Below are 16,563 nucleotides of genomic sequence, written 5' to 3'. Positions count from 1 at the left end.
AGAAATAGTCCGCTTATTCCATTTGATCTCTAGACTGTAATAAATCCTGTAACGGTTTGGGTAGTATCGAGCGGATTTTATGCGTTATCTGCGCTTCATTTTTTTGCCAAATGATACCTAAATAAATAATAGCAAAGCCAATAGCCGTCAAAACGACAGGGAATAGGTAACTGAGATTAAATACCCGAAATGCTAAATATCCTAAGTAACAACAAGAACCTAAAGCACCAAATAGTACAAATACTTTTCTATTTAAAATGACTCCAATCAAGATCATTAATAGATTGATGCATAAGTATATAAATTTAGATAGCTCACTGTCTGAATGTTGTGCGCTCAATCCTCCCCAAAAAGCCATAACTCCAAATATATAAAGCCAGAAGCCATAATCTGCTGAATGACTTGAGCGGACATCTACCCAAAAAGCAATTAATACGGTAATTATTCCAAAATACATAGAAACCATAGCACTTAGCTCATAGGTATAAGTATCAGGAGCAATCATAGAGGTAAGATCCATAGACATGTACCAAAGAGTAACTGCAATGGGCATAATCATAAATGGATAACGATAGATCCAGGCCATTATTATTCCTATGATAAGTGTCCCTAGCTCCATGAAGATCCAGTTCCATTTAACATAGACATGATAGTCATGATACACCGTATTATCTGGTGGCCACCAACCCATTCCTTGTTGAAGTCCATATATAGCCAGGGGAGTAAGGCAGATTACAAAGGTGGCACATATTCCAGCCGGAATTTTATATCCAGTATCATGTAACTTATGAGTAAGTGCGATGCCTAGAATGGAATAGGACACTGAGAGAAATAAGATCCCCCAGCCACCATACATTTCCCATCCCAAATTCATGAATAATGTCATGGCACCTATAGCTATCAGTCCACCAAAATAATAAAGAACATTCGTTAAATTAAATCCTGGGCTTTGTTCGGGTAGTTTTTTTATGAACTCAATTAAATCATTGGCTTGTTTTTCTGTGATAATTTTAGCCTCAATGGCCTTATTCATCATATTCCGGGAAATTTTCATCTTATCTCCATTAGATGCGGAATTCTTCTCCAATAATAAAATTATAGTTTGACGAATAGAAATAGGGGCCTTTTTCTAATTTATTTGCTGTAATATGGTTAATCTTATTTAGGATTAAAATGAGCAATGCGAAATCTTAAACATCGATCAGAGCGCTCAATTTATTTCCGAAGACCACAACAGTCCTTCTGATACTTCACAGCAGCTTATAAATAATTTGGATATAGTAAAAAAGCATGAGATCTCTGTAACATACCTTACCCACATGGTCCGCAGATCTATCCGAAACAATGAAAACTCTACTGGCCCATGGACTTGTGGATAAGCCATTCTGTGAGTGGGATGATTAAACTGAACGTCTAGGAATAGCTCTTATTTTCCTTAAATTTTGTTCCACATCTCTGGACCTATCTAAAACATATGGGTTTAGAAATTTTAAAAACTATTCTGCGAAAAATTAATCCTATGACTTCTTTGTGGCAGACATAATCGATTTATCAAATCTTAATAAGGCAGGAATAATTTGACTGCTATTCTCACATTGGAGTTTATTTCTGATATGTTCCAAATTCTTGTCAACCGTACGTTTTGAAATTTCCAGTATGCTTGCTATACGAGGTAAGCTGAAACCATAATAATATAAATAAATAATTTCTTTCTCTTTATGAGTAAGGTTCTTACATGCTAAAAAACTAAATGGCAACTGCGTGAAATCAAAGGTCTTATCAAAAAATTCAGATATCGTTTGTGATTTATTTGCATAATTTAAGATTTTATTGTGTAAATTTAGAGGAGGGTCCTTTTTATTTGCAAATGTTTCATTCACTTTCATCGTGAAGTCTTTTGGCAAGATTAATAAATTTTCTTTACTTAATAGCTTACGACATTTATTCGCGATATCTTCACAAACTTTATCTAAAATACCTAAATTATTTAATATGAAATTGTTTGATTTAATTGGATCTGAAGTAGAGGCAAGAGTAATGATTTCTGTAGAAAATTGAGTAGGAGTATTATTTCTTTTTATAAAATCATAAAAAAAAGTATATCCTCGCGCGGTCACAACTCCTTTCAGTTCATCATCTAGGAAATTATCGCCGGAAACGTTTGAGACATAATATTCATAATCTAATATTTCAATATCTCTTAGTATTTGTGTTGCGTAGAGCTCATTATGAAAAAAATCTGTTAATAAATGTTGCTCAGACATGATTTGGAAATAGTTTCCATTTAAATCATAATACATGTAACCCCAACTATAAATTGGAGATTCATCGAAAAAAGGATGATATGCATTAGCTAACCAACCTGTATGCATTTTCATTTTAGAAAACTGAGTCATGGCAATATCTCTACTATTTGATCAAATTATAGCCCATGAAAATTAGTTTTTACTTCAAATAACTGGAGTACTCTATGACAATTGTACTCAAATTATATGAACCCTTAATAGCGTTGGAGATCAAAATTTAAATAAAACGATGAGTTATATGGACTCAGAAGAAAATACCGTTCTTGTTCAAAATTTAGATGAGTTAAAATTGGTCTAAAATAAAAAGTAAATGGATAAGGAAGTCTTATGCGCCTAAAATTATTTCTAGCTTGCTTCTTATGCTCTTTGCATTTGTTTGCGCAGCCAGTTCTCATTGGTACATCAGATTCTGGCCCACCTTTTAAAATCCCATTAAAAGATAAAACCCAATTTTATGGTTTTGAAATCGATCTCATGAAGGAAATATGTCAACGTGCGCAATTGGACTGTCACTTCACTAATATTACTTTCAAGGACTTATTTAATGAAGTAGAAAATGGCCAAATTGACTTAGCCATAGGCGCAATAGCGATTACCCCGGATAGAGAGAAAAGCGTTCTTTTTAGTATGCCTTACCTTATCGGTGGTGGGCAATATGTAACCAAGGTATCGAGTTCAGTTAAAGCAATTAATGATATTCAGGGTAAAACTGTTGGAATAGAAAAGGGAACTATTTTCAAGGCTTGGGTCGCATCGCAATTTGGTGATACAGCTCAGGTACAGGAATATAATACTGTAGATGACGTGTTACAGGCACTCAATAACGGTGACGTCGATGTAGCCTTGTTCGATAGTGACATAGTTGAATATTGGGTTGCTAATAGCAGTGATCAACTTAGAGCAGTTGGTGCTCCAATGGGAACAGGATATGGGATTATGGCCAATACAAATCATGAGGATCTCATTGGTACAGTTAACAAATATCTTATTGAATTAGAAAATGATGGGACTTATTTAAAGCTGTATCGGCGATATTTTTAAATTTCTTTAAACGAGAATTGCCTGGTGGCCAGTTAAATGAATACTCTTCTATGAGATGTACTGATTAAGGATTTGCATTTTTACGAATACTTGGCTCGGTAATGGTAAGCTCCTTTTCCGCATTAGGAGATGTCGATCTAAGCTCCTGCAATTTATCTCTGTAACCTTGTTGAAGTTGGCTAGTTTTCTCAGCATCATTTAATTCATCAGATAATTTACCTAATGCTTTAACTGCATGTTTTAATGCCTTTTTCGTTTTGCTAAAATATGCAAACTCCTGATTTTCTTTCATTTCATCAATTGCACTAATTATTTGTTGTTGCAACTGATCTACACTTTCTTTATCCTTTGTACCAACAATCTCAATATTCTTCAAAATAATATCTAGATGGTCTAGTTTTTCTTTTAATTTTGCTACTGCATAATGCTGAGCTCCATATTTAACTACGGCTTTTTCCAGATCATAAGCAACTATCGATCTTCGTATTTCAATTTCTTTTTTTGCTATGGCTAAATCGATCTCTGCAGAAGTTTTTATTAGGGAGCCAAACTTAAAATGTTCAATAAAATCATGTAATGGCACGGCTTTTGGATCCCCAGGATTAAAGATTTCGTGTCCTTTTTTCCATGAATCGAACACCCGCTTTGAAACTAAAACGGTCCCTTTATCATTGGGATTTGCATCAATCCAATTATGAGAACCTTCAGGATTTTCTTTTTTAAGAACTAGATCATTAGTAATAATCATCGTTAAATTGTCTCGGCTATGTTTTTTAAACCATTTTTCCGCTGATTTTGATCCAAATTGTCCGAAACCAAATCCTTTTTTACCATAGGCTTTCGATTCAGGAATTTTCGTATTATTCAAATCAAGAGATGGTGGCTGCTTTGGATCATCAGTTTGGGGAAAATCAGATGTTTTCAAGGCTCTTCTTGTTCCCATATAAGTAACAACTTTTGGAAATAAAGTAGAATCTTCACCGTCTACTCGACAAAATATTGGTTTTGAATTGGGTAATTTTTCAATGTCGCTAAGTAATTTTGGACCTCTTGCTGGATTAAGATTAGATGAGAACGTTTCAGGAATGACTACACCAAGTAATGGTAGACCACTATCAGGTGATACTGTTACGAAAACAGCCTCTCGCATTCTATCTTTTACATCCTCCAAGATACTGCTTTTTGAGTGTAAATCTGAAATACCCGTATACCCTTTATTATTTGCAGCCTGAATTACTAATTTTCTCATTTGAGAGACTTCGCGAATGACACCACCGTCAACAGATACCACATCATTTCCAGATTTATCACCCTCTTGTTTAGGAAGAAGTTCTGTTGATTTCTCCACAGCTGCTTTAGCAGCAAATGATTTACCACTACCTGAAGGTCCTGCAACAATAACAACTGGGCGTTGCTTCCATTTCTCTCCTTCAAAATGGGTGGTAGAGGATCGAAAAACTGCATTCATGTATTCATTGCTATTCATTTCCTCTTCCAAGGCCAGTTTATACAACTCAGTACCTTCTTTACCGAGAAAACTATGCATTGAAATAGTTGCCTTTTCAGGATTTGTTTCCCGAACTGTAGGATCTCCGCGATATTTACCATCTTTTGAAGCATTTTGTTCTGCAACCAATTTTATAAATTGTTTTCTAAAGAACGTACGATCATTGGTTTCTTCTTTATCCTCATCACTGGTGATTCCATGGTCTCTCTTATATTTCTCAACTTCTTGTGCATATTTTAACTTATATTCGATAATTCCTTCATAAAGTTTTGCTACACTTTCTCCTGAAAGACGATCGACTACAAAATGACTATCTATCTCTTTTTGATTTGTATCAGAATTGCTTGAGGATATGGGTGTATAAAAGCCAATCTGAGCTATTAACTGCTCAGATTGTGAGCCTAACTCGGTATCATTGCTAAAACTCATAATATTTCCTATACCAATTTATATCATGGCTGGAGTGATAAATATCTTTTCAATAATTATAGTTTACTAATAGTAAGTGATCTGTTATTGAGCAGATTGAATTTCAGTGTTAGAGTCATCTTTATTATAGGAAGGTCATACATTACGCTAAATGACACCAAAATGCTCTATAATTACCTTAATTTCATTTAAATGATTGGCCATCATGCTCCATAAGTTTTTTAGGAAAAAAGACTCCAAGACTTTTAAAGAAAGCGCTCTAGAACATTTTTTTAAACATTTTCCAGAAAATGAATTTTGGCGGTTTTTTGTGGAACGAGCGCGATATGATTTTAGACAGGGGTTATATCGAGTATTATATGCAAAAATGAATGGGGCATCCGAGGAGCAAGCCCAAAATATCCCGGTTTCTGAAATTGAAAAACTTGTAAAAGATGTCACTATAGGACAAGTATACCAGCTTGCAGAACAATTGGGTGACCACGAAGCTTTAACTGTACTAAACAATATATTTCATGCCCAAGATAGAAAAAGTGAGCGTGTTACTTCACTTTTTAATAAGCATCAAGGCTGGTTAGGATTTGAAGATAATGAACCTGGCTATTTATTAAATGTTGCCAAAGGATTTAGCCTCGTTGTAGAAAATATATTATCAGATCGACTCTTTACACTGGATTTTATTAAAGAGCTACATAAAACCTGCACTTCGGGGGTAAAGAACATGTTAGCTCAAACTCCAGGTGAATTTCGCAGTATTGGTGCCTCATGGCAAATGAATATTAACACTGATTCACTCGAGGGATTAATCGAAACGATTGAATACCTAAAATCAGTAGAGGAAAAAATGGGGGAGTCTGGTTTGGTTTTTTTGATACAAAATAAGGAGAGTAAAGAATACATTTCAAATTTTCTGACTGAGGATACTCATTTAGTTGCGAATAAAATATGGGACAATTTAAAAGAAGGCGCTGTTATTTCCTATATTTCTGAAGAAAAAAATGAGAGTGATTCCAGTAAATTTTTACATGCAGTTTGTTCCGAGCATATTCAACAATTAGAAGACGCATTAGAACATGCGAAAACAAAACAAGATAAGTTGACCGCAATATTTACATATTTAAAACATACGGTATTACACCATCCTTTTCAAGACGGGGTAGGCCGTACATATTCCATGCTTTTATCCCAATTTTTATTAATGCGTGAAAATTTTTTACCTGTTTTAATTCTTAATTCAAACATAATTCCAGGTTACTCCGTAAAAGAGCTAATAGATGAGTATTTACGAGCAGAAAAAGAAATGGAGAAAATCTTGGAATTTCCACACTATATTTCAAGTGATGAAATGGTAACACCCAATGTTGATACAGAAGAACTCCTATCACGCCTGAGTGCTGAGGAGGCAGCCATTTTTAAAGGGGCTTTAATTCAATTTCAGGAAGTAAAAGGGCACTATTTAGAATGGAGTAAAGCAGAGAGTTCCTGGTTTCGGTGTGAACAATCTTAGATAGGCAAACAATTTTATTGTTTCTCCTCTTTTTCCAACTTGTGACCATCCAGAAGTCGTTCATTACGTTCATTTTCCTGTTTCTCTATCTGCTTTTCCTTTTTTGTCCCTCCAAATTTAATGCGATTTTGAGAAGCTCTTTTTTCTTTTTCCAAACGAATTTTAGCCTTTCTCTTTTTATTAAGATTAATGACGTCTACCATGGTACTCTCTTCAATTATGTATTGTTTATACTATAGCGCATAAAATACACTCAAATCATCTAAATACAGAGATACATCAACAGAATTAGCGCGAAATAATCATAAAAAAATGATTAATGGAACAAGTTTTTGCTGCAAATCCGGTTAAAATACTGTACAATATGTGACAAATTTTTATCCATTAACTTTATAAGAGCGCTATGACTGATTTAAACCTTTATAGAAATATTGGTATCTTCGCCCACGTAGATGCCGGAAAAACCACCACTACCGAGCGTATTCTTAAGCTCACTGGTAGAATACACAAAATAGGTGAGGTTCACGATGGTGAATCAACAACCGATTTCATGGAACAAGAAGCCGAGCGCGGTATTACCATCCAGTCAGCAGCAGTCAGCTGCTTCTGGAAAGGTCATCGCTTCAACGTAATCGATACCCCAGGACACGTTGACTTCACTGTAGAAGTATATCGTTCACTGAAAGTACTCGATGGCGGTATCGGCGTATTCTGTGGTTCTGGCGGCGTTGAACCTCAGTCAGAAACTAACTGGCGCTATGCGAACAACTCAAAAGTATCTCGTTTGATTTTCGTAAACAAACTTGACCGTATCGGCGCGAACTTCTTGAGAGTAACTGAGCAAATTAAAAAAGTATTAGGTGCACATCCTTTAATCATGACTTTGCCAATTGGCTTTGAAGACAGCTTCGTAGGTGTGGTCGATTTATTAACTCGTCAAGCCTATGTTTGGGATGAGTCTGGCCAGCCAGAAAATTACAAAGTTACAGACGTACCAGCCGATATGAAGGACGATGTTGAAACGTATCGTGCGCAATTAATTGAATCGGCACTTGAAATGGATGATGAGTTGTTGATGGCTTATTTAGAAGGTGAGGAACCTTCAATAGAAGAAATTAAGCGTTGTATCCGTAAAGGTACGCTTGAATTAGCCTTCTTCCCAACTTATTGCGGTTCGGCCTTTAAAAACAAAGGGATGCAGCTATTATTGGATGCAGTTGTTGACTATTTGCCTGCTCCACATGAAGTTAATCCACAACCTTTGACCAATGCTGAAGGTGAGCCAAATGGCCAATACGCTATCGTTTCTCCTGATGAGCCATTCCGCGCCTTGGCATTTAAAATTATGGATGACCGTTTTGGTGCTCTAACGTTCGTACGTATCTATTCAGGAAGACTAAATAAAGGGGATACGATTCTCAACTCCTTTACCGGTAAAACTGAACGGGTTGGTCGTATGGTTGAGATGCAGGCGAATGAGCGTCATGAATTACAAAGTGCTGAAGCAGGTGACATTATCGCGATTGTAGGCATGAAAAACGTTCGAACTGGCCATACTCTTTGCGATCCGAATCATGAGTGCACACTCGAAGCGATGGTTTTCCCTGAGCCAGTTATCTCTATTGCGGTCACACCAAAAGATAAAGGCGCTACCGAAAAAATGGCTATTGCTATTGGTAAGATGGTTGCAGAAGATCCAACGTTTAGAGTGGAAACTGATCAAGACTCAGGTGAAACCATTCTCCGTGGTATGGGGGAATTACACCTTGATATTAAAGTGGATATTCTGAAGCGTACCTACGATGTTGAGTTGATAGTAGGCCAACCACAGGTTGCTTACCGTGAAACGATAACCAAATCGATTCAAGACAGCTATACTCACAAGAAGCAGTCAGGTGGTGCTGGTCAATATGGTAAAATTGATTATACTATCTCACCAGGCGAGCCAAATACTGGATTCACTTTCATCACATCCGTTGTGGGTGGAAACGTTCCCAAAGAATTCTTCCCTGCAATCGAGAAAGGGTTCCGTTCAATGATGGATTCAGGTACTTTAGCTGGTTTCCCTGTATTGGATGTTGTAGTTAACCTCACCGATGGTGCTTACCATGCCGTTGACTCTTCAGCCATCGCATTCGAAATCGCAGCGAAAGGTGCTTTTCGTCAATCGATACCAAAAGCTGGTCCACAATTGCTTGAACCCATCATGAAGGTTGACGTTTATAGCACAGAAGAGGATGTTGGTAATGTGATTGGTGACTTGAACCGTCGTCGTGGTATGATCTCAGGCCAAGAGCCCAGTGCTGCTGGTGTCCGCATTAAGGCCGATGTTCCTCTTTCAGAAATGTTTGGTTACATCAGTACATTGCGTACTCTTACCTCTGGTCGTGGTCAATTCTCAATGGAATTCTCTCACTATGCTCCTTGTCCAAACAATGTAGCTGAAGCAGTTATTGCCAAAGAGAAAGAAAAGAAAGCCGCAGCGATGGCGTAAGACCGTTAGGGTTTGTTGACAATTTTTTCATTAGCCTACGTTCCGTGCTTTATGCGCGGAATCCACTAAAGGCGCAATAAAAATAGGTAGGCGGAATTAAATGCAATGTCAACAGACTCTAGTAACTTTTAAAAAGCTCTGTCAGTTCGTTCTGATGGGGCTTTTAAAACTTCAAATAAATCAGTTATTTTCGAAGTAACCTTCATTGAAAGACACTGATTTAATTGATCCCAAATGCCTTATTCCTCTTGAATCGGAACACCTTGCAAATTATCGATAAAATCCATCACGTGTTATTTTTTCATATTGTATTTCTTGGAAACTTTAAATCACCCTGTAATTTGATCACCAATGACTCAATTTGATTTGCAATAAATCGAATAATATACTACATAAAACAAATACATCTGATATTTTTTATGCGCGAGAAATCTGACTTGGTCTATCCCTCATGTTATTATGACATTGATCGAACTGAAGCTGAAAAGCGACTCAGAAATATGCCTTTTAGAACTTTTATATTGCGTCCCTCTAGTCAAAAAGATGCAATTGCTGCATTGAGCTTCGTTGTTAGAGGGAAAGATAATCAAATAAAGGTCTCCCATCTTTTAGTAACTAAAAATCCTGCCGATGGCAGTAGTCTTATATTGCAAAATCACCAGGGTACCTTTAAAGATTTGCACACGATGGTTAATCGTCTTACGTTGTGCTATTGGATTCCATTTAATCAAATTGAGGCCGTAAAAGAAAAAGCTAAACTACCAGGATATTCTTTATTATCGCTGACATGGAAACAGTTAGACCTTAATGAAGAGCAAATCAAAACTGCTTTAAAAGATAAAGACGTTGGAACGTTCATTTTTTCACTTGGTAAAGAAAATGGCCAATATCCTTGGATTATGACTGTCAAAATCACTAAGTCAACTAATCTTGATTTTGGTATTTATATTAAAAAAAGTGGTTTTTGCGAAAAACCACTTCCATATTTATTGGGCAGCAGGCCAGTAATTGAAATTCCAAAATCTCTTGCCGAAATTATTACGTTAAATGCAGGTAAATATTTTGTGGATGAAGTTACTTATAGTTATTCCAAAGGTGAACTTATAAGCTTACCAATATTTACTGAACTCTTTAAACTTAATAAAACTACCGTTGAAGGCTATGTTGAGTCGATTGAAGCAGGTAATTTAGATCAAATTAAGCAACTTTTTGGATCCTTGTTTAAGATACAAAAAAGGGCACTATTAAAACTTCCCTTTTACATTCACCTAAATTCTGTTTATCGAGATTTTAGTCAAGGCTATACCGCGAAACCGATTGATATAGCGCTAAGTCAGGAAATAAAAGATTTTCTAACTAAGGAAGAAGAAAAAGTAAATAATTTAACGCCAAATGCTCTTATGGGATTGTTTAAGCAATATGCGCTACCCAAAGATTTGGCCCTGCACATTGCGGGTTATTTGGATTTTACCGATGGATTGCATCTATCGCAAACGAATAGAGAAGCATATGAGGCGACAAACCCTGCTGTAGAAGAGAATAAACCGAAACATTAATCGATTTAGCCAGTTAACTTAGAAACCAGCCTAGTGGGCACGGCCCAACTTAGACTGACTAAACTTTATTTTAGTTTTTCTAATAAAATAATATCTGAACCACGGAAATGCGATATTTTTTTTGCTGTTACTGAGGTTTCCTGTAGGATTTTTTCTGTATCAGAAAATAAATCAAGCCCATGATGTTTTAATGAGCGCAATAAAAAATAAGCGTTACCTTTGTTAGCAAGCGAATTTTCTAGCGCTCGAATATAACTCTGAAAAGAGCTATCTAAATAAAATCTACAACGATTTTTAAATGTGGAAGGGGAAAGCATTCCATGGCCTGGTTGGAAATAGGGTGGATTACTAATAATCAAATCAAATTTCCCTTCCCATTTTTTGTGATGTAGTTCATCATAATTTAAAAGATACCAACGAAATTTCAATTCAGGCCGATTGATGTGAGCCAAGTTATGATAAAAATATTCAGTGTAAATATCTTGAATCTCAATAAAATCAATCTGCCGGATTTCTTGAAGATGCCATGATAATTCAAACCCAATGACCCCGCATCCTGCGCAGAGGTCTAATACTCTTAATGAACCAAGATCGGTATGGTATTGCAATTGTGTTGCTACAAATTTTGCAAGATGAATTGAATCAAGACTGAAATGATATTCGTCAGGTTGTTTGTAATTATAAGTAAAATCTATATTTCGTTCGTTCTGTATCGTGTAAATCATTTTGAATATTTTTTATCAATATAGCCTGAGAGTATCTTATTTCATTGTTTGCCACGACCCTAATTAATTTTCAAATTTATTCTATATTCATGGTCATGTTGATTTTACGTTCCATAGCAAATTCATACACTGGATATCAAAATTGAAAGTAGTTTTTCATTAGAACGAACTTATGAATTTTAACCATTGAGTTATCTTCTAATTTAAAATAAATCACATTCATTGCATTATACTTCACCAAGAATGGCTTACTTTCTCGATGTTAGGAAGGGCGCATTCCGAGCGTTTCACTTTGCATTGCTTGTTCAAGTTTATCTAATACCGACTCTATACCATATTCCGAAGCTTCTGCTAGTAATCCAGAATAAATAGCTTTTTGTGCTTGAAATAGATTAGGAGCTGCTTCATCTCGAATCATTTTATTCTGCTGTGATTCAAGTTCCGCAAGAGCATTTAAATATTCTTGCATCTCCATATTTGGATTAATATATCTTACTCCTTCATTAATAAGATTTTTTGTCACGAACTGAAACATTTCAAATTTCATTGCTTGTACATACAGCGGATCGGCAGAAGTTTTCTGACAACTTTGTAACAATGCCAAGAGGTTATTAGCAGTCAAATGAATATCTTTACCTATGGATAACGAAACAAGGGCATCAACATCCTTGCAAAAGGTAATAAGCCCTTCTAAAATGCTAAAATTTTCTGGATTTTCAAAATTAGCCCATTTATTAAATGTTGCTACTTGTTGATGAATCCCATTGAGGACATTTTCTATCCATTTCAATTCATAAGCATCAATTTCCTGTTGTGAACCTCCTCTATCAATGGTCAATAACACCTTACTATGTGGTCGTTTATATTCTCTACCCACACCTTTGACGGATGTTTCTCTATGGTTAAGATACACCATGCGTTCATGGGAAGGCTTTATAAATTGCTCGTGTAATACATTTTTATTAGCAATCACATCAATATATAAATCATAGTCGGCAAGTAATTTTTTTTGTAAGTTTTTGGCAAAACCCAATCCTTCACATACACACATCACCAGTGTCAATCGAGGTGTTATATCAGGATTTTTAAAATTTGGATTTGTTAGGAGTTTTCCAAAATAAGTAGCAACATCATCTAGATTGTAAAGATTCGGATCGCCTTTTTGTCTATCAAGAACAAGATCTTGTAACTCTTCTCTTCCATGAGCCGAAAAATATATTTTAGTTTGGTTTGTAATCGGTCCGGGAAAGAACTCAGGACCTTGCAAAATTTTAAGATCACTTCCATTTGGAATTTTCACAAGAATAGCGGGTGTTTCATGAATTATGAGTGTGTCAATATTTGCCGTTATTTGATCTTGGGTCAAATTGATGTAAATGAGTTTATCATATTTGGAATACATGACAGAACTCCATTCTTGATTTCAGTATATTCTTAAAGTATAGAACTTGTGGTTATTATTTGATCAATAAAATGATTGAATAAAATAATGTAAAAAGGTGTTTTATTAATTCTTAAAGTGAATGAATGAGCGAACTTTTAGATAAATTGTCTGTTTTGTAAAATTTCTGGTTCAAGGCAGCCAATTGTACATTATTTTTTTGAAATTCTTGTTTTTAGCATGGCTGCCTTTTGAAATGAGATGGACAAATGAAAATCATATAAAAGCATAATTTTTTTAGCTCCCCTCACTTTAGCGATGAGTTATTGACTATTGCATTTAAGGAAGTTGCAATCCGATCCAGTAAACATTTGAAAGTCAGTTTTCAGCTCATTGGTAGGATCTTGTACAGTTGACTCAGTACCAGGCTGTAATACTCCTGCTTTAGTTATGCCCATAGTAATATCATTTGAAGTTCCTGCTGCAGACTTTTTAATGGGTTCATCATTGTATTCAAAAAAGACGGCACCTAAATTATGTGCTTCGGCAGAGCGGTTCAAAATGATTTTCAAAACTGCATTAAACCATGTGGGGCCATATTTATCATTCAAATGCTTACCTACTTCTCCTATCAAAAATGGCTTATTGTACTTTTCGGTGGTTAATTTTATTTGATTAAAAAATAGCTCATTGTATCCATGAGACGCATTTGTTGAAGGGTCGCCTCGGTAACCAGCATTTACTGTAATAAAATCTACATTCGGAATTTTTTCTACTAATTCACTGGTTCCACCTTCCTTAGACACAGCCCATTTTGAAGGATCATCGGCCATTGCATAGGTCACTAAACTTCCCGGACAATTTTGGTGTATTAAATCCACTACTTCATTAACCCGAGCCAGAGTTGCTTTATCTTCAAATACAGGCAATTCATTTCCTGCAGTAAATGCTAGAATTGCTTTATTACCACAAACTTCTTTAATCGAATTGACAATTTTGGTTTTGTCATAATTTGCTTGCTTTGAAAGGTGATCGGTTAAAATGGGATAAATGACATACATGTTCCTTTTTGAAACTTCGTCTAAAAATGTAATATGATCTTTTCCTACCGAATTGATATTATACAATCTTAGAGTATTGACTCCTATGTTTTGCATCTGATCTAGTTCACGGGCCCACTTACTCTGTAATTCTCTGTTATAGGTTGCATTCGCAGCACTCTCAATCTTCAGTGTTCCAAAAAAATCATCATCATCACAAGGTGATTTCCAATCATTGGGGTCATATTGATTCGCTGGCATACATAGCCAGGCTCCATTTTTATATTCCCAACCATACTCGGATTTTCCAGAAATTTTATTACCAGGAAAGCCCTTGGGTTCAGGTGCATAGGCCATCCCTTTGATTATAAAAGGCTGTCCATTCACCATTAATTTATAATCTTCAATTTTAGGTTGGGCGTTATTCGTTTGAGTATTGTTCGGTTCAGAATTGACTGTGCATACAATACAAGATAAGGATAGAGCTAAAGCAGGGGCGATTACTTTCATGATTCCACCAACAATTCGACCTAAATAGACTTATTCTAAATATAATACAAGTTAAAGCGATTTGCACAGATAATCAGTTGAGCACGTCTGTTATTATTCATTCACCATATATTTGATTAGCCAATCGACTCGTTTCAACTTCTTTTAGATTTTTGACAATTTGTGTTTCGGTATAACGCGATTTATTCATTTTGATCTCATCAAGTCCTGTACGAAAATATTCGTTCCGTTGGACTATGGGCTAGTTAAAGAGTTGTAATTCGTTTTGCTCCATTAAGCCAGTAATGAAATTCTCTATTTGCATTACTGAGCTTATTGTTCAGAAACAGGCTCCCTAAAATTTTTGTCTTTTGTTAGCAGGTTCATTTACCTCCGGCTCATCACTAGGTGCAAATGATCTTTTTAAACTCTCCTGATTTGTATCTGTTTCAATAACTATAGCCTCACATATGGATGATCTTCTATGAAACAAAGTACCTGGATATCGATTAACTTGGGGGGGAGATGAACCTCTGGTTGTTAATAAAGAACGTTGGTTTTTCAGGGAAACTGGATTGTCAGGAGTTTCACGCGCAAGATCATAAAGATTTTTTATATGCTTTGATATCTTTATATATTTCCTCAGTCGTTCCTGTGTTTTATAAGAACTTTTATCCTCTGGTAAGGTTTTAATAATAGCTTCGAAATCATCTACGCTTTTAATGATTTTCTTTAAAAATACTTCATCACTAGGCCTAGTAGAGGAATTTCGGCTCATCTGAATTTCAGGATGATTAAACAACGCGTAAATGAATGGTAGACGCAATATTTTGGGTAAGAGTTTATTAATAAGTTCAATCAGGCAATCAGCATTAGTAATTGCCGACTTTAACTCTTTAATTGTTAGATTAGAGTCTTTAGCAAAGAGAAAATTAATTAGCTGATTTTGATTTTTTTTAAAGCTAGAACGCTGTAAATATGCCAGTGCCAAGCGATCTTCAAATTTCTTTATTATCTTATGTTGCTCTTCAATTTGCTCAACTGGCGTTGCTGATAGTTCAGTTGGAATCCCTTGAGGAGCAGGATTCACTGTAAAAAATTGATGTTGATTAGCTGCGGCATTATCTGAAGTAATTTTAATTAATTGCATAAAAGATTGTGCAAGCTGTTTATGAGACTCAGCCGATTTACCTTCTAATACTTGCTGAAAACAGAAATTCGCATAAGCGTATGGTTTGAAACTTATATTACTCTTTTCGAAGATATTTATGAAATATGGCAAATCGAAACAATTAGCATTTTTTTGGATAAATAACTGCCCTAAAACTAGCCAGGCAGTGGTGTTGTTCTGCTGTGCACGTAAAGCATGACCAATACAGTATATTGCTCTTTGTAAATTTGACTTTCTCTCATAATTAGGAATGAGAGATTGCCATTGAGCCGGAAGTTGAACTTGATAATCATTAGGAGCAGACATGATGGCGAAGCTTAAATCTTCAAATAGCAGGTCTAGATGTTTTGCACTATCAGGGTTTATTTCATTAACTAAACTCATAATTTTTTCAATATTATGAATTAAGTTATTTCGCTGACAAAGGCTTATTTTGCAGTACATTAATTGAATGGTAAGCTGTATTTCAGGCGAGACTTCATGTGTCCCAAGATAATAAGCAATGTTTTTTTTATTGACTTCAATATTAGCGCTATCACTTCTTAGAGAAGTGAATAATTTGTAATGAGTAATATAATTTGGTGCATTGATAAAACTGATTAGATCATTAAGTATTTCTGAACGTTCAAATTTGGATTTCATACCTGGTTCCCGATTAAATGTTATTCTATCAAATAAGAAACAAATCTTATTTATGTATGCGACTTCAAGAGGCGGGTAATTTATTGTAGAAAACTTAAGAAATTATTAAGTAGAATACGCAAATTTGGCTTGAATGACACATCCGGAGCAAAAGGGCTCTACCCCAAAAAAGGGGGCATTTTAATCAAGTTAGTCTAGACTAACCCATTGATTTGACGGTCAAAAGGAAGATTAAAATGCCCAAGAAAGATTGTATCCTAAATTTACCGGGATAT

The 16,563-nt window shown here is 35.5% G+C and carries 12 protein-coding genes; 4 read left to right on the top strand and 8 right to left on the bottom strand.

The features are described from left to right. Positions 1 to 13: 13 nt before the first annotated feature. Together ELY20_RS09880 and ELY20_RS09875 are read right to left on the bottom strand one after the other, a co-directional pair. Positions 14 to 1,054 (bottom strand): DUF2157 domain-containing protein, encoded by a 1,041-nt coding sequence (locus ELY20_RS09880; protein ID WP_110142122.1) that lies wholly within the window; start codon positions 1,052 to 1,054, stop codon positions 14 to 16. A 463-nt stretch (positions 1,055 to 1,517) separates the two neighbouring features. After that, positions 1,518 to 2,396 carry a helix-turn-helix transcriptional regulator gene (locus ELY20_RS09875; protein ID WP_110142121.1) on the bottom strand — a complete coding sequence of 293 codons (879 nt, stop codon included), beginning with the start codon at positions 2,394 to 2,396 and terminating at the stop codon, positions 1,518 to 1,520. 303 nt (positions 2,397 to 2,699) lie between these two features. Between ELY20_RS09875 and ELY20_RS09870 the strand changes: the two genes are divergently transcribed. Beyond that, positions 2,700 to 3,347 (top strand): transporter substrate-binding domain-containing protein, encoded by a 648-nt coding sequence (locus ELY20_RS09870; protein WP_407656326.1) that lies wholly within the window; start codon positions 2,700 to 2,702, stop codon positions 3,345 to 3,347. 64 nt (positions 3,348 to 3,411) lie between these two features. On the opposite strand, the gene ELY20_RS09865 is transcribed toward ELY20_RS09870, so the two are convergent. Continuing rightward, on the bottom strand, positions 3,412 to 5,283 hold the full coding sequence (locus ELY20_RS09865) for a hypothetical protein (RefSeq protein ID WP_199739227.1): 1,872 nt from the start codon (positions 5,281 to 5,283) through the stop codon (positions 3,412 to 3,414). A 205-nt stretch (positions 5,284 to 5,488) separates the two neighbouring features. Between ELY20_RS09865 and ELY20_RS09860 the strand changes: the two genes are divergently transcribed. Further along, a complete protein-coding gene (locus tag ELY20_RS09860; protein ID WP_110142119.1) occupies positions 5,489 to 6,790 on the top strand; it encodes a Fic family protein in 1,302 nt (433 codons plus the stop codon). A gap of 14 nt (positions 6,791 to 6,804) precedes the next feature. On the opposite strand, the gene ELY20_RS09855 is transcribed toward ELY20_RS09860, so the two are convergent. Then, positions 6,805 to 6,993 carry a DUF4169 family protein gene (locus tag ELY20_RS09855; protein ID WP_110142118.1) on the bottom strand — a complete coding sequence of 63 codons (189 nt, stop codon included), beginning with the start codon at positions 6,991 to 6,993 and terminating at the stop codon, positions 6,805 to 6,807. Positions 6,994 to 7,193: 200 nt separating this feature from the next. On the opposite strand from ELY20_RS09855, the gene fusA reads away from it, so the two are divergent. Together fusA and ELY20_RS09845 are read left to right on the top strand one after the other, a co-directional pair. Next, positions 7,194 to 9,284: an elongation factor G gene (fusA, locus tag ELY20_RS09850; RefSeq protein ID WP_110142117.1), complete on the top strand. Its 2,091-nt coding sequence runs from the start codon at positions 7,194 to 7,196 to the stop codon at positions 9,282 to 9,284. Positions 9,285 to 9,703: 419 nt separating this feature from the next. After that, positions 9,704 to 10,840, top strand: a complete 1,137-nt coding sequence (locus ELY20_RS09845) for an SH2 domain-containing protein (protein WP_110142116.1) — start codon at positions 9,704 to 9,706, stop codon at positions 10,838 to 10,840. A 65-nt stretch (positions 10,841 to 10,905) separates the two neighbouring features. Here ELY20_RS09845 and ELY20_RS09840 read toward each other — a convergent pair whose 3' ends face one another. From ELY20_RS09840 to ELY20_RS09825, 4 genes are all read right to left on the bottom strand, one after another. After that, entirely contained in the window at positions 10,906 to 11,565 is a 660-nt protein-coding gene (locus ELY20_RS09840) for a methyltransferase (protein ID WP_110142115.1), read from the bottom strand. A 262-nt stretch (positions 11,566 to 11,827) separates the two neighbouring features. Then, on the bottom strand, positions 11,828 to 12,967 hold the full coding sequence (locus ELY20_RS09835; RefSeq protein WP_110142114.1) for a hypothetical protein: 1,140 nt from the start codon (positions 12,965 to 12,967) through the stop codon (positions 11,828 to 11,830). 302 nt (positions 12,968 to 13,269) lie between these two features. Beyond that, on the bottom strand, positions 13,270 to 14,496 hold the full coding sequence (locus ELY20_RS09830) for a glycoside hydrolase 5 family protein (RefSeq protein WP_110142113.1): 1,227 nt from the start codon (positions 14,494 to 14,496) through the stop codon (positions 13,270 to 13,272). Positions 14,497 to 14,830: 334 nt separating this feature from the next. Continuing rightward, a complete protein-coding gene (locus tag ELY20_RS09825; protein WP_110142112.1) occupies positions 14,831 to 16,288 on the bottom strand; it encodes a hypothetical protein in 1,458 nt (485 codons plus the stop codon). Positions 16,289 to 16,563 lie beyond the last annotated feature (275 nt).

Origin of the sequence: Legionella qingyii (genome assembly GCF_003990155.1) — a bacterium.
Lineage (GTDB): Bacteria > Pseudomonadota > Gammaproteobacteria > Legionellales > Legionellaceae > Legionella > Legionella qingyii.
Note: the sequence above shows the minus strand (reverse complement) of the source record. Positions and strands in the feature narration are given on the sequence as shown.

What these genes read in the sequence shown, in the direction of transcription:
- ELY20_RS09880 (WP_110142122.1), bottom strand. Translation starts at nt 1,054, where the DNA reads ATGAAAATTTCCCGGAATATGATGAATAAGGCCATTGAGGCTAAAATT.
- ELY20_RS09840 (WP_110142115.1), bottom strand. Translation starts at nt 11,565, where the DNA reads ATGATTTACACGATACAGAACGAACGAAATATAGATTTTACTTATAAT.
- fusA (WP_110142117.1), top strand. Translation starts at nt 7,194, where the DNA reads ATGACTGATTTAAACCTTTATAGAAATATTGGTATCTTCGCCCACGTA.
- ELY20_RS09830 (WP_110142113.1), bottom strand. Translation starts at nt 14,496, where the DNA reads ATGAAAGTAATCGCCCCTGCTTTAGCTCTATCCTTATCTTGTATTGTA.
- ELY20_RS09860 (WP_110142119.1), top strand. Translation starts at nt 5,489, where the DNA reads ATGCTCCATAAGTTTTTTAGGAAAAAAGACTCCAAGACTTTTAAAGAA.
- ELY20_RS09875 (WP_110142121.1), bottom strand. Translation starts at nt 2,396, where the DNA reads ATGACTCAGTTTTCTAAAATGAAAATGCATACAGGTTGGTTAGCTAAT.
- ELY20_RS09865 (WP_199739227.1), bottom strand. Translation starts at nt 5,283, where the DNA reads ATGAGTTTTAGCAATGATACCGAGTTAGGCTCACAATCTGAGCAGTTA.
- ELY20_RS09855 (WP_110142118.1), bottom strand. Translation starts at nt 6,993, where the DNA reads ATGGTAGACGTCATTAATCTTAATAAAAAGAGAAAGGCTAAAATTCGT.
- ELY20_RS09835 (WP_110142114.1), bottom strand. Translation starts at nt 12,967, where the DNA reads ATGTATTCCAAATATGATAAACTCATTTACATCAATTTGACCCAAGAT.
- ELY20_RS09845 (WP_110142116.1), top strand. Translation starts at nt 9,704, where the DNA reads ATGCGCGAGAAATCTGACTTGGTCTATCCCTCATGTTATTATGACATT.
- ELY20_RS09825 (WP_110142112.1), bottom strand. Translation starts at nt 16,288, where the DNA reads ATGAAATCCAAATTTGAACGTTCAGAAATACTTAATGATCTAATCAGT.